Below are 13101 nucleotides of genomic sequence, written 5' to 3' on the forward strand. Positions count from 1 at the left end.
CAGATCCTTGACCGCCATCCTGCTCGCGACCGCGCTCTACCTGCCGGGGCAGGCGGCGCAGGCGGCGGCTCCGCCGGAGATGAAGGCGGCGGCGTCTGAGGGGGTCAAGAGCCGGGCCAAGCTGGCCCAGGAGATGGTCGATTCGATCTACAGCTTCGCTGAGCCAGGCTTCCAGGAATTCCGCACCTCGGAGTACGTGACCAAGATTCTCGAGGAGAACGGCTTCAAGATCGAGCGCGGCGTCGCCGGTATCCCCACCGCCTGGACGGCGACCTGGGGCTCGGGCGGACCGAAGATCGGCCTCGGCAGCGATATCGACGCCCTGCTGGCCCTGTCTCAGGTGCCAGGCTCACCAGAACTGAAGCCGCAGGTCCCGGGCGCTCCTGGCCATGGGGAAGGACACAACTCCGGCATGCCGATGATGGTGGTCGCCGCCCTGGCCGCCAAGGACATCATGCAGGCCAACAACCTGCCCGGCACCCTGATGATCTGGCCGGGCGTCGCCGAGGAACTGCTGGCGACCAAGGCCTTCTATGTGCGCGAAGGCCTCTTCGACGACGTCGACGTCAACATCTTCAGCCATGTCAGCCGCGACTTCTCCACCGGATGGGGTCCGGCCGGCAATAACGGCATGGTGTCGGTAGAGTACACCTTCCACGGCAAGACCTCCCACGCCGCCGGCGCGCCTTGGGCCGGGCGCAGCGCCCTGGACGGCGTCGAGCTGATGAACACCGCCTGGAACATGCGGCGCGAGCATCTGCCGGTCACCCAGCGCTCGCACTATGTGATCACCAATGGCGGCGGCCAGCCCAACATCGTGCCGGGCGAAGCCAGCGTCTGGTATTATTTCCGCGAGCAGAATTTCGAGACCATCCGCGGCCTCTATGAGATCGGCAACCGGATCTCCGAGGCCGCCGCCATGGCCACAGACACCCGGGTAGAGCGGCGGGTCCTGGGCTATGCGGCCCCCAACTATGGCAACAAGCCCCTGGCCGAGGCGGCCTACGCCAACATCAAGACCGTCGGCATGCCGCAATGGAGCGCAGCCGACCAGGCCTTCGCCCGGGCCACCCAGGACGCCAATCACCTGAAAGTGGAGCCCCTGGCCACGGAGGTCGCCGAACTGTCGACGCCGGATTCCCGAGGCATCTCCATGGGCGGGGGATCGGATGACATCGGCGACATCATGTGGACCGTGCCGACCATCACGATCCGCTATCCGTCCAACATCCCCAACACTATTGGCCACCATGTGACCGCCGCCATCGGCATGGCCACCCCGATCGCCCACAAGGGCGTGGTCGTCGGCGCAGAGGCCCTGGCCATGACCATCCTGGACCTGGTGACCACGCCGAGCCTGGTCGCCGAGGCCAAAGACTACTTCCAGAATGTCCAGCTTAAGGACCAAAAGTACGACCCCGTACTGGCGGACACTGACAAGCCGGCCATCCACCTGAACGAAGACATCATGGCTCGCATGCGACCCAAGATGGAGCCGCTCTACTACGACCCCAGCAAGTACAATAGCTACCTTGAACAACTTGGGATCGCCTACCCCAATCCTCCGGCGAAGAAGTAATCCCAAGGCGGCGTCCCGCGTTATCCCCTTGGCGCGGGACGCCGAGACTACCGGCCCAGGATCTGAATGCTCAGACGAGCTGGCCGCCTAGCGGCCCTCGGTGCGGTCCTGGAAGACGATGGGCGGAGTCGAGCGCCGCGCCACCTCCCGGATGACGAAGCTACTGCGGATCCGGGACACATGGGGGAGCATCGAGAGCTCCCGCCGATAGACCCGATCATAGTCCTCGAAAGACTCCACATTCAGCATGATTAGGAAATCGGTATCTCCGGAAACAAAGCCGCAATAGGATACCGAAGGACACTTCACCACCTCACGCTCGAATTCATTCAGCGCCCGTTCGGCCTGAGAACTCAGCTCAATGGCAACGAACACAACGATACCGAACCCCAACATCGGCATGTTCAGGTCGGCTGAATAGCTCAGCACCGCCCCGCGTTCCTCAAGGATTTTTCGGCGGCGCGCCACCGCTGTGCTGGAGAGGTTGATCTTCTCCCCGAGCCAGACATCAGACGCCCGTCCGTCGACCGACAGCTCCCTTAGGATTTGGAAGTCGATAGCGTCCAAGCCATCGTGTTCGAATTTCGACATGTAATTCCTGTTTCACTGCGCAATTCGAGAGCAGAAAGACGATTTACGCACAATTGGGCCATCTAACCAGACGGACGAGCAGCAATTCAAACTATTCTGTCCTTGCTGAGTTGGCGACCAGCGGTTGCAGCAGGGTGGCGCAACTAAGGTCGTTAGCAACTGACGCATTGGAACAAATATAACCGGGGGTAGTCTCCATGTGTGTCCGATTGAATGATTTATCCTGGCCTAACCGACCCTTGAGGTCGAGTCTGGCCGGCGGCGGTCCCGCCTGGCGCGGCAGTCCCTGACGCGCTCTGACCCACGCTGGCGAGAATAGTCAGCCAGGGGCCACCACGACGGCCCGGCGCATCCAGGATCGCCTCCCCGATCCCTCGCGTCGCCGAAGCCTCGCTCCGAACATCGCTGCAAGGGGCCTCTTCAGCCCCAGGTCAACGCGCGCCTCTGGAGGGCGCGTGTGATGGCTCCTCACGCCTCAGGCGTCGCGAGCCCTTCAAGAAAAGTCGAGAACCGCCATGATCTATCCGTCTCCATCGCTCGCATCATCCTCTCATCGACTCCGCCGCTATGCCCTGGCCACCGCCAGCGCCGCAGCCCTGATGGCCCAGGCCGCTCCCGCCCTGGCCCAGACGGCCGCCGGCGCCGAACTTGATGAAGTGGTCGTCACCGGCTCGCGCATCGTGCGCGACGGCTATGACGCCCCAACCCCTGTGAACGTCCTGGGATCGGCCGAGATCCTCGCCGAGGCGCCGGCCAACATCGCCGACTTCGTCAACACCCTTCCCTCGGTGGCGGGCTCTGTAACCGCCTCCAGTTCGTCGGGCTCACTGAGCAACGGTCAAGCCGGCATCAGCGCCCTCAATCTGCGCGCGCTCGGCACGGGTCGGACCCTCGTCCTGTTTGACGGCCAACGCTCCGTGGTTTCGGCCGCCACGGGCCAGGTCGACACCAACACCTTCCCGCAGTCGCTGATCGCGCGGGTCGAGGTGGTGACTGGCGGCGCCTCGTCAGCCTATGGCTCGGACGCGGTCGGCGGGGTTGTGAACTTCATCCTCGACAAGGGCTATACGGGCCTGAAAATGACCGCCGAGTACGGCGAGACCACCTATGGCGACGGGGAGAACTGGAAGTACAACTTCACCGCCGGGTCCCCTTTCGCGGACGGCAAGGGTCATGTCCTGCTCAGCGCCGAAACGGTCAGCCAGACCGGGATCCACGGGGTCAGCCGCGACTGGAACAAGACCGGCCACTTCGCCATCCGCAATCCCAACACCGCGGCCGGCCAGCCCTTCTACGTGGTCGCCGACAATGTCGGCATCTCGTCCTACACGCCGGGCGGTCTGATCACGGCAGGCCCCCTGCGCGGAACCTATTTTGGCGTCAATGGCACGGTCAACCAACTGGCCTACGGGCAGGTGTCCGGACAATGGATGGTCGGCGGGGACTGGAAATACACCTCCAGCCTGAACGGCACCAATTCCCTGCTGCCCGACGAGGACCGCGACAGCTTTTTCGGCCGCGTCAGCTATGAGGTCGCCCCGAACATCAATGTCTTCGCCCAGGCCTCCTACGCCCGCTACGAGGGCCTGAGCTACTACATCCAGCCGACCAACACCGGCGTTACGATCCGCTCGGACAACGCCTTCCTGCCCGCCTCGGTGCGCACCCAGATGGCGACCCTGGGCCTGACCTCTTTCGTCATGGGGTCGGGCAACGCCGACCTGCCCTGGTCGGGCAGCAACAATATCCGCGAGACCTCCCGCTATGTGGTCGGCGCCGATGGCGATTTCAGCCTGCTGGGCCGCGACTTTGGCTGGGACGCCTACTACCAGCACGGCGTCACCAAGACCCGCGAGGAGCTGACGCCCACCTGGAACAATGCCCGGCTGGCCCTGGCCACCGATGCGGTGGTCCACCCGACCACAGGCCAGATCGTCTGCCGCTCCACCCTTACGAGCCCGTCCAACGGGTGCGTGCCGCTGAACCGGCTCGGCGTCGGCGTCGCCAGCCAGGCGGCCATCGACTATGTGCTCGGCCAGCCCCTCCGCACCCAGGAGTTCGTCCAGGATGTCGCGGCGGTGAACTTCACCACCGACTTCACCGGCTGGGCCGGCCCCATCGACATCGCCTTTGGCGCCGAGTGGCGGAACGAGAGCCTGGAGGGCGAGGTCGACGCCGCCTCTGAGTCTGGCTGGAAGTACGGCAACTACAAGGTCACCACCGGCGAGTACGACGTGGTCGAGGGCTATATCGAGACCCTGGTCCCGATCATCGAAGGGCTCGATTTCAACGGCGCGGCCCGTTACACGCGCTACAGCACTTCTGGCGGCGTCACGACCTGGAAGGCTGGCCTCACCTATTCGCCTATCCCGGACATCACCCTGCGCGCCACGGCGTCGCGGGACATCCGCGCGGCGAACATGAGCGAACTGTTCGACGCCGGCACGGCCCGCAGCAACGCTGTCTCGATCAACGGTGTCGCGACCGCCTTCGTGCAGAACCTGCAGGGCAATGTCGACGTCCAGCCGGAGGTGGCCGATGGGCTCGGCCTGGGTGTCGTTTTCCAGCCAAGCTTCCTGCCGGGGTTCGCGGCCTCCATCGACTACTACGAGATCAAGGTCGAGGGAGTGATCGACTTCGTCAACGCCCAGCAATCCGCCGACTTCTGTTTGCTCAATAATGTTCAGCGCTACTGTAACAATCTCCGCTATCAGAACGGGCAGCTGGCCTTCATCGACCTGTTCTACGAAAACCTGAACAGCCTGAGCGCCAAGGGCCTGGACATCGAAGCCTCCTACCGGACCTCGCTCGACGCCTTCATCCCCAGCGCGGCCGGCGACCTTACCCTGCGGGCCATGGCCACCCACTATATGGAGAACGTCACGGACAATGGCGTCACCGCCATCGACCTGGCCGGCTCCAATGTTGGCTCCACCCCCGACTGGTCCTACCGGGTTACGGCCGCCTACAGCCTTGACCCGATCAGCCTCAATTTCACCGCGCGCGGGGTCAGCGACGGGGTGATCAGCAACGCCTACACCGAATGCACGAGCGCCTGCCCGACCCTTGCGCCGCCCTACTACACCATCAACGACAACAACATCGAAGGCGCCCTCTACTTCGACGCCTCGGCCACCTACGCCTTTGATCTCGGGGCCAGCGGCGCCAGCGGCGAGGCCTATATCTCGATCAAGAACCTGTTCAATAACGACCCGCCCCTGACCGCCAACCCGGCCGCCCTTGGGGCGGAGAACACGGTCGGCTATCTGCAGACCAATCGCAGCCTCTATGACACCCTGGGCCGGACCTTCCGGGTCGGCCTGCGCCTGGCCTTCTAAAGCCCAGCGACCGCAAGGCGGAGCGACAGCAGCGGCGCGTCGGTCGAGAGACTGACGCGCCGTTCCTCTTTTTCCGGGACGCGCGGCGGGGCGTGGCTGTAACCAGGACAGGCGGGTCGACGAAGACCTGAAGTGGTCGGCCAAGCTCGTCGGTCGCCGCGCCGAAGGTCCGCCCCCGAGGAATATATGACCCAATTGAAGCGCTACCTGCCCCTGCTGGTCCTCGCGATCGGCTTGGTCCTGGTGTTCACCAGTGACCTGGGGCGGTTTCTGAATCTGCAGGCCCTTCAGACGCACGAGGCGGCGCTGCGAGGCCTTGTCGCCGACAACCTGCCCCTGGCGCTGCTCGCCTTTATCGGCGTCTACGCGCTGTCTACCGCGCTCAGCGTCCCGGGCGCGGTGATCCTCACCCTGGCGGGAGGCTACCTGTTCGGCATCTGGGTGGGGGGCGCAGCCACCGTAGTCGGGGCGACGATCGGCGCCATCGCCGTCTTCTATGCGGTCCGCACCTCCCTAGGCGCGGTTCTGCGACAACGGGCAGAGGCCTCGAACGGCCGGCTCAAGGCGATCATCGACGGGGTCGCCGCCGGCGCCTTCGGCTACATTCTGACCCTGCGCCTCATTCCGCTGGCGCCCTTCTGGCTGGTCAATGTGGCCGCCGCCCTGGCCCACGCCCCCCTGGCGCCCTATGCGCTCGCGACCTTCATTGGGATCATGCCGGCGACCTTCATCTACAGCGGCATCGGCGCCGGGATCGGCGATCTGCTGGCCCGCGACGAGGCGCCCGACCTGGGGGTCATCTTCCAGCCCAATATCCTCGGCCCCCTGGTGGCGCTGGGCCTGCTGTCCCTGGGGGTGACCCTCTATCAGCGCCACCGCGCCAAGTCCGGAGACGCCCTGTGAGCGCCAAGACCATCAAGGCCGATCTGGCCGTCATTGGCGCAGGCTCCGGCGGCCTGTCGGTCGCCGCCGGCGCCGCCCAGCTCGGGCTGAAGGTCGTCCTGTTTGAAAAGGGCGAGATGGGCGGTGACTGCCTCAACTATGGCTGCGTCCCCTCCAAGGCCCTGATCGCCGCGGCCGCCGCGGCGCACGAGGCGCGGCACGCTGCAAGGCTCGGGGTGCATACCTCCGGCGTGTCGGTGGATTTCAGTCAGGTCATGGCCCACGTGCGCGCCGCCATCGCCACCATAGCCCCCCATGACAGCCAGGAGCGGTTCGAAGGTCTCGGCGTGACCGTGGTCCGAGAGCCCGCCCGCTTCCTCGACGCCCGCACCGTCGGCAGCGCGAGCCTGAGCGTCCGGGCGCGAAAGATCATCATCGCCACCGGATCGAGCGCAGCGATCCCGCCCATCCCGGGGCTCGACGCCGTGCCCTTCCTCACCAATGAGACGGTCTTCGAGCTCACAGAGGCGCCATCGCGGCTGATCGTCCTCGGAGGCGGTCCCATCGGGGTTGAGCTGGGCCAGGCCTTCCGACGCCTCGGCAGCGAGGTGGTGATCGTCGAAGCCGACCAGATCCTCGGTCGCGAAGATCCAGCGGCGGCGGCGATCATAGTGGAGCAGCTGCGCGCCGACGGGGTGGAACTGATGGCCGGCCGTAAGGCGGTGCGGGTCGAGGCCGGACCGACGCTGATTGTCGAGGATGAGGCCGGCGAAACGCGAATCTCCGGCTCCCACCTGCTGGTGGCCGTGGGCCGCAAACCCGCCCTGGACGCGCTCAATCTGGCGGCGGCGGGGATCGAACGTGACCGCAATGGCGTGGTCACCGACAGGTCGCTGCGCAGCAGCAACCGACGGGTCTACGCCGTGGGGGACGCCGCCGGACGCGGCCAATTCACCCACCTGGCCGGGGCCCATGCGGGTCTGGTGGTGCGTCGGGCCATCTTCGGCCTGCCGGTGAACGCCGATAGCCTGGCCAACCCACGGGTGACCTATGCCGACCCTGAACTCGCCGCCGTCGGGCTCAGCGAGGCTGAGGCCCGCAAGGTCCATGGGGACGACATCCGCGTGGAGACCTTCGACTTCGCAGGCAATGACCGCGCCATCGCCGAGGGGGACACTCGCGGCATGGGCAAGCTGGTCACAACGGCCAAGGGCAAGGTGCTCGGCGTCACCCTGGTGGGTCGCCACGCGGGCGATCACATCGCGCTCTGGGCCCTGGTTCTGTCAGCCAGCCTGAAGCTCAGCCAAGTGACCGGCATGATCGCGCCCTATCCGACCCGCGGCGAGATCAGCAAGCGACTGGCCGGGCAGTGGTACACGCCCGCACTCTTCTCCCCCCGAACACGCAAGGTGGTTTCGATCCTCAAGCGGCTAGCCTGAGGCCTCGGGCGCGGGCGACGAATCCCAGGTCGAGACGGCGCTTCACCCAGAGCGCGCCACGACTCCGCCACCAGAGTTTGTCCCGGAGGGCGAGCCCGGTCTCGTCGCCGAGATCCATGATCGATAGCCATCGGCCTTGGGGGCGATAGGGGCGCAGCGGCCCGGCCTGGGCCCTGGCGATCAGGTTGGCCAGCAGGATCGGCGCGGCTCGCACCCCGAACACGCCAACCGGCGGGCGCGGCGCCTTGGCGATCACCGCGCAGTCGCCGGCCGCGAAGACCGCCGGGTGATCGAGAGCCTGGAGTTCTGGGTTGAGCAGCAGGCGTCCCGCCGCATCCATCGCCAACCCCAGGCCCCCTGTCAGGGAAGGCGCGGTGAGGCCTCCGGCGAGGACCAGCATCTCGCACTCCAGGTCCCGGCCATCGGCCAGACGGCAATGGCCATCCCCGCGCCCTGTGACCTCGCCCTGAAGGATCACGATGCCCCGGCCCCGCAGCCGCGGCAGCAGGTCAGCGACCGCAGCCCGAGGCGCCCAGGTCGCAGGATGGGGCGAGACAAGGGTGAGCCTCGCAACCTGCCCATGGCGCTCGCAAAGCCCCGCGATGGCCGCAGAGACCTCAAAACCCGTTTGGCCGCCCCCCGCCACCACGACGTGGGGGGAACGCCGCTCGCGCAGCAACACCGCCTCGAGCTGTTTCCGCAGATCAAACAGTCGGGTCAGCGGCTTGACCGGCCATACCCCCGGCGCGGCGGCCAGGTTGAGCGGGTCACGCACCACTGAGCCGATATTGAAGGAGATCAAGTCGAAGGCCTGATCTTCCCCCTCGGCCGTGCGCGTGACCTGGGCGGCCAGATCGACGGCGACGATGTTCGTCGGCAGATGCCTCACACCCTGCTGCGCCGCCAGGGCCGCGACATCGATCATGGCGGCGGACTCAGGCAGGGCGCCGGAGAGAACGCCTGTGGCCAGACCCGAATAGTGAAACGCCGCCGGCGCGATCAGCGTCACGTCCAGGTCCGCCGCGCGCAGGGATGCGGCATGGGCCAGCAGATGCAGGTGGGCATGGCCAGCCCCCGCCAGGACCAGCCTCATGGTCTACTGCGCCATCCGCAAGGCCTCAGTCGGCCGCCAGCCGCGAAGACAGCGCCGTCATGTAAGCCTCAATCCGCGCGGCGTTGGCGCCCAAGTCGCCAAGACCAACGCGCGAGGTGGACCGCATGTCGATCATGCTGGAACCCTCAGAACCAGCGGCGCGGACCCGCACGGCGACGTCATCCTTGAACCCGAACCAGAAGGTCTCGGCCGTGGCCTCGATCTGTCCGGTCGTGGCGTCGGCCGAAACCACGGTCCAACCCTGGGCGCGCACCTCGGCTTCCGCCGCAGCGAAAGCCTCGGCAGGCGCGACGTCCGTGGCGAGGGACTTCAGCGCGGGATAGGCCGCCTGTCCGACCTGCCCCAGGGACTTGCCCGCCAGAGGCGCAAAACGTGGCCCCTGATAGGCTGGCAGGCTGGTGAGAGGCGCTGCGACATCGGCGACTGGATTGGCCGCCTCGGCGTCCCGCAGGGTCATCAAAGCCGGGGAATAGATGGGGGGATCCTCGATATTGGTCGTGACGTCGTGGATCGGCGGGATGTCCGCGGACTGGGCGCGCACATAGGCGAGATAGCCAAAGCCTGCGGCGGGGATCAGCAGGGCGACCAGCGCCGCGCGCCAGCCCGTTCGCGGGGCGCGGGCCAGGGTCGCCACCAGGGCGACAAGGGCGACAACCAGAGCGGCGATCAGCAGGCGCGGGCCCCACTGGATGATCAGCACCCCCAGCCCAACGCGCCAGGACCAAAGGTCAAACTTCACCCCCAGGGCGGCGCCCATGAACCAGAACGGGAGCAATAGCGACAGAACCAGGGCGAAACGGGCGATCAGCAGCCGCATGGCGTCAACCTTCTGCGAAATTCAGCAAGCGTGACCGTTTCACGATCCAGCCGGTCAGGATAGGGGGCAGAGCTTGAAACCAATCGGCGCCGGTGGCCGAATAGGCTTAGGAAGGCGGCTCGCGTCCCTGGGGCCCCCGCCGGCTGCCGCCTGCGCAAGGATACGATGACCCAGACCGCCCTGTCTCCGTTCGCCACCCACCGCGGGCCCGCCACTCCAGGACGCTTCTCCGATCCCTTGATCACGGCGGACGGCTCAGCGCGGGCGCGGGTCGAGTTGAAGGCGCTGGAGACCCTCTGGTTCAATACTGGCAGCCTTTGCAATATCGCCTGCCTGAACTGCTATATCGAAAGCTCTCCGACCAATGACGCCCTGGTCTATCTGACGGCGGCCGACTGCGCGGCCTATCTCGCCCAAATCGCTGAAGGCGATCTTCCCACCCGGGAGATCGGCTTCACCGGCGGCGAGCCGTTCATGAACCCCGACATTCTGACCATGCTCGACCTGGCGCTGGCCGGCGGACATCGGGTGCTGGTCCTGACCAACGCCATGCGGCCGATGATGCGCTGGGGCGACCGACTTGGGCGGCTGATCAATGACCATGGGGACCAGCTGACCTTTCGCGTCAGCCTCGATCACCACACACAAGCCGCCCATGACGCCGAGCGGGGCGAGGGAGCCTGGGACAAGGCTTGGGCGGGCCTGGACTGGCTTGGTGGCGAGGGCGCCAGGATCGCCATCGCCGGACGGCGTATGGCCGAGGAGTCAGAAGTGCAGGCGCGGATGGCCTTCGCCCAGTTGTTTGAAACCAGAAGCCTTGCGGTGGACGCCATAAATCCCGGCGCCCTGGTGCTGTTTCCCGAAATGGAGCCAGGCGCAGATGTGCCTGAGATCACAGAGGCTTGCTGGGGCATTCTCAACCGGTCGCCAACTGAGATGATGTGCGCCACCAGCCGCATGGTGGTGCGCCGACGTGGCGCCGCTGGGCCGGTCGTCGTGGCCTGTACGCTGACCCCCTATGATCCTCAGTTCGAGCTGGCGGCGACCCTGGAAGGCGCGGCGACCGCCGTCAGCCTCAATCACCCCTTCTGCGCGCAGTTCTGCGTGCTGGGCGGGGCCAGTTGCAGCGCTTAGCGGCCCAGGTCGCCCCGCGGCTGTCGGTCATTATTCCCACCTTGAACGCCGCAGATGGCCTGGCCACAACCCTGGCGGCCCTGCCGTCGGATGCCGAGGTGATCGTGGTTGATGGGGGCTCATCCGACGCCACCCTCCAGGTGGCCGCAGCCGCCGGGGCGCAGGTGCTGCGCGCGCCCGCCGGGCGAGGCGGCCAGCTGGCGGCGGGCGTGGTTCAGGCCCGGGCCCCGTGGATGCTGTTCCTGCATGCCGACACTCGATTGGACGCCAAGGCCTGGGCGGCTCTCGAGGCCTTTGTCGCAGATGGCGCCAACCAGGACACCGCGGCGGCCTTTGGCTTTCGCCTCGACACCAGGGCCTGGCAGGCGCGGCTGCTGGAGCTGGGCGTTCGCCTGCGCGTGGCGCTGTTGGCCCTGCCCTATGGAGACCAGGGCATGCTGATCCACCGTCAGCTCTATGAGCGTGTCGGAGGCTATCGCCCCCTGCCCCTGATGGAGGATGTGGATCTGGTCCAAAGGCTCGGCCGCAGGCGCCTCCGTATTCTGCCCGGCGTCGCCCTGACCTCGGCGGTCCGTTGGCGCAGACGCGGCTGGATGCGCCAGAGCCTGCTCAACCTGCACTGCCTGGCCCTCTACCTGACCGGCGCCCCGCCGGCGCGTATCGCCCAGATCTATGGCCGCTGACCGCAGGCGTCGCCACCTGGTGATCTTCGCTCGCCACCCTCGATTCGGCGTGGGCAAGCGGCGCCTGGCGGCCGATGTCGGCGACCTGGCCGCCCTCCGGTTTGGCCGGTACGCCCTGTCACGCCTTTGGCGAGAACTCGGCGCGGATCCCCGCTGGACCCTGTGGGTCGCCACCTCACCCGACCGGCCAAACGACTGGGTAAGGACAGGACGGGCCTGCCCACAGGGGCGCGGAGATCTGGGGGCCAGGCTCAAGCATGTGGTGCGCCGATTGCCGCCGGGGCCCGTCGTGATCATCGGCGCCGATACCCCGGGGGTCAGCCGAACCGACGTAGCGGCCGCCTTCGCCGCCCTGGGCTCCAGGCCCGCGGTTCTCGGTCCCGCCCTCGACGGGGGCTACTGGCTGATCGGCCTTCGCCGGCGCCCCCGGGAGCCCCTACCCTTTGACGGCGTCCGCTGGTCCACCGCCGACACCTTGGCCGACACGGTCCGCGCCCTAGGCGACGTACAGATCGCCCAGCTCAAGGTTCGCGAGGATGTCGATGATGGCGAGGCCCTGCGCCGGGCGCTCACCCGGCGGCGGCTGGGCTGAACTTGCGGGGACAGATTGCGGCGAGTTTTTCGGCGAGCTCAGGATCCCACCGCGCCGGGTCGGTGATCACCGCATAGTCGAGGCCGGTATCAATCGGCGAGGGCGCGCGGGTCTGTGGCAAGGCCCTGGCGAGGTGGGCGATCATGCTGCGCGCGGTGTCGGCGTTGCTCTGCAGCACCTCCAGCACATTGGACACTTCCACATGGGCGGTGGCTTCGCGCCAGCAGTCGTAGTCGGTGACCATGCAGACATTGGCATAGGGCAGCTCCGCTTCCCGGGCCAGTCGGGCCTCTGGCATGGCGGTCATGCCAATCACCGAGCATCCCCACGAGCGATAAAGGTGGCTTTCGGCCCTGGTGGAGAACTGGGGGCCTTCCATGGCCAGATAGGTGCCGCCCTCGACCGTCGGCGCTCCGGCCGCCCGGGCCGCGTCCGCCGCCGCAGCGGAGAGGCGCGGGCAGACTGGATCAGCCATGGAGACATGGGCCACAAGGCCTTCGCCGAAGAAGGAGGCCGGCCGCGAGACCGTGCGGTCGATATACTGATCCACAAGGACGAAGGTCCCCGGCGGCAGCTCTTCGCGAAGTGAGCCCACCGCCGATACCGACAGGATGTCGGTGCACCCGGCCCGCTTCAGGACATCGATATTGGCCCGGGCGTTGAGCGCGCCTGGCGAAATCCTGTGCCCCCGACCATGCCGCGGCAGAAAGACCAGCCGGACATCGTCGAGTTCGCCCGTGACCAGCTCATCGGACGGCGCCCCCCAGGGGGACTCGATCGACAGGGTGCTGCGGTTACGCAGACCGTCCAGCTCATAGAGACCAGAGCCCCCGATGATCCCCAAGGTCCACTGTTTCATTCGCCCCCGCGCGCACCGCTCCTGAACCCCTGGCCTAGCCAAGCCCGCCCGCCTTGTCGACCACCGGGCCTGA

At 66.8% G+C, this 13101-nt stretch carries 11 protein-coding genes; 7 read left to right on the top strand and 4 right to left on the bottom strand.

Going from position 1 to position 13101, the window contains the following annotated elements:
• Positions 1-7 precede the first annotated feature (7 nt).
• On the top strand, positions 8-1579 hold the full coding sequence (locus tag Q8K84_RS10890) for an amidohydrolase (RefSeq protein ID WP_305282663.1): 1572 nt from the start codon (positions 8-10) through the stop codon (positions 1577-1579).
• 87 nt (positions 1580-1666) lie between these two features.
• Here Q8K84_RS10890 and Q8K84_RS10895 read toward each other — a convergent pair whose 3' ends face one another.
• Positions 1667-2170 (bottom strand): Lrp/AsnC family transcriptional regulator, encoded by a 504-nt coding sequence (locus Q8K84_RS10895; protein ID WP_305282664.1) that lies wholly within the window; start codon positions 2168-2170, stop codon positions 1667-1669.
• Between the two features lie 515 nt (positions 2171-2685).
• On the opposite strand from Q8K84_RS10895, the gene Q8K84_RS10900 reads away from it, so the two are divergent.
• The 3 genes from Q8K84_RS10900 (at position 2686) to Q8K84_RS10910 (ending at position 7829) form a co-directional block, all read left to right on the top strand.
• Positions 2686-5508, top strand: a complete 2823-nt coding sequence (locus Q8K84_RS10900; protein WP_305282665.1) for a TonB-dependent siderophore receptor — start codon at positions 2686-2688, stop codon at positions 5506-5508.
• Between the two features lie 186 nt (positions 5509-5694).
• Complete coding sequence (locus tag Q8K84_RS10905; protein WP_305282666.1) at positions 5695-6411, top strand: TVP38/TMEM64 family protein; 717 nt, start codon at positions 5695-5697, stop codon at positions 6409-6411.
• Positions 6408-7829, top strand: coding sequence for an NAD(P)/FAD-dependent oxidoreductase (locus Q8K84_RS10910; RefSeq protein ID WP_305282667.1), 1422 nt, complete (start codon positions 6408-6410; stop codon positions 7827-7829). Before Q8K84_RS10905 ends, Q8K84_RS10910 begins: the two co-directional genes overlap by 4 nt.
• Here the strand turns inward: Q8K84_RS10910 and Q8K84_RS10915 are convergent.
• Complete coding sequence (locus Q8K84_RS10915) at positions 7813-8922, bottom strand: NAD(P)/FAD-dependent oxidoreductase (protein WP_305282668.1); 1110 nt, start codon at positions 8920-8922, stop codon at positions 7813-7815. The two genes, Q8K84_RS10910 and Q8K84_RS10915, sit on opposite strands and share 17 nt — an antisense overlap.
• Positions 8923-8947: 25 nt before the next feature.
• On the bottom strand, positions 8948-9760 hold the full coding sequence (locus tag Q8K84_RS10920) for a DUF1499 domain-containing protein (RefSeq protein WP_305282669.1): 813 nt from the start codon (positions 9758-9760) through the stop codon (positions 8948-8950).
• 165 nt (positions 9761-9925) lie between these two features.
• Between Q8K84_RS10920 and Q8K84_RS10925 the strand changes: the two genes are divergently transcribed.
• From Q8K84_RS10925 to Q8K84_RS10935, 3 genes are read left to right on the top strand one after another with little or no spacing between them, the layout of a single operon-like run.
• Positions 9926-10894, top strand: coding sequence for a radical SAM protein (locus tag Q8K84_RS10925; RefSeq protein WP_305282670.1), 969 nt, complete (start codon positions 9926-9928; stop codon positions 10892-10894).
• Positions 10882-11577, top strand: a complete 696-nt coding sequence (locus tag Q8K84_RS10930) for a TIGR04283 family arsenosugar biosynthesis glycosyltransferase (protein WP_305282671.1) — start codon at positions 10882-10884, stop codon at positions 11575-11577. Before Q8K84_RS10925 ends, Q8K84_RS10930 begins: the two co-directional genes overlap by 13 nt.
• A 19-nt stretch (positions 11578-11596) precedes the next feature.
• Positions 11597-12169, top strand: coding sequence for a DUF2064 domain-containing protein (locus Q8K84_RS10935; RefSeq protein WP_305282672.1), 573 nt, complete (start codon positions 11597-11599; stop codon positions 12167-12169).
• On the opposite strand, the gene Q8K84_RS10940 is transcribed toward Q8K84_RS10935, so the two are convergent.
• Complete coding sequence (locus Q8K84_RS10940; RefSeq protein WP_305282673.1) at positions 12147-13028, bottom strand: S-methyl-5'-thioadenosine phosphorylase; 882 nt, start codon at positions 13026-13028, stop codon at positions 12147-12149. The genes Q8K84_RS10935 and Q8K84_RS10940 overlap by 23 nt on opposite strands.
• Between the last annotated feature and the right edge of the window lie 73 nt (positions 13029-13101).

This window comes from Phenylobacterium sp. (assembly GCF_030679875.1).
GTDB lineage: Bacteria > Pseudomonadota > Alphaproteobacteria > Caulobacterales > Caulobacteraceae > Phenylobacterium.

Bases quoted from the DNA above. Each gene is read 5' to 3' on its own strand.
- Q8K84_RS10920 (WP_305282669.1), bottom strand. From the start codon at position 9,760: ATGCGGCTGCTGATCGCCCGTTTCGCCCTGGTTCTGTCGCTATTGCTC.
- Q8K84_RS10925 (WP_305282670.1), top strand. From the start codon at position 9,926: ATGACCCAGACCGCCCTGTCTCCGTTCGCCACCCACCGCGGGCCCGCC.
- Q8K84_RS10895 (WP_305282664.1), bottom strand. From the start codon at position 2,170: ATGTCGAAATTCGAACACGATGGCTTGGACGCTATCGACTTCCAAATC.
- Q8K84_RS10915 (WP_305282668.1), bottom strand. From the start codon at position 8,922: ATGAGGCTGGTCCTGGCGGGGGCTGGCCATGCCCACCTGCATCTGCTG.
- Q8K84_RS10940 (WP_305282673.1), bottom strand. From the start codon at position 13,028: ATGAAACAGTGGACCTTGGGGATCATCGGGGGCTCTGGTCTCTATGAG.
- Q8K84_RS10905 (WP_305282666.1), top strand. From the start codon at position 5,695: ATGACCCAATTGAAGCGCTACCTGCCCCTGCTGGTCCTCGCGATCGGC.
- Q8K84_RS10900 (WP_305282665.1), top strand. From the start codon at position 2,686: ATGATCTATCCGTCTCCATCGCTCGCATCATCCTCTCATCGACTCCGC.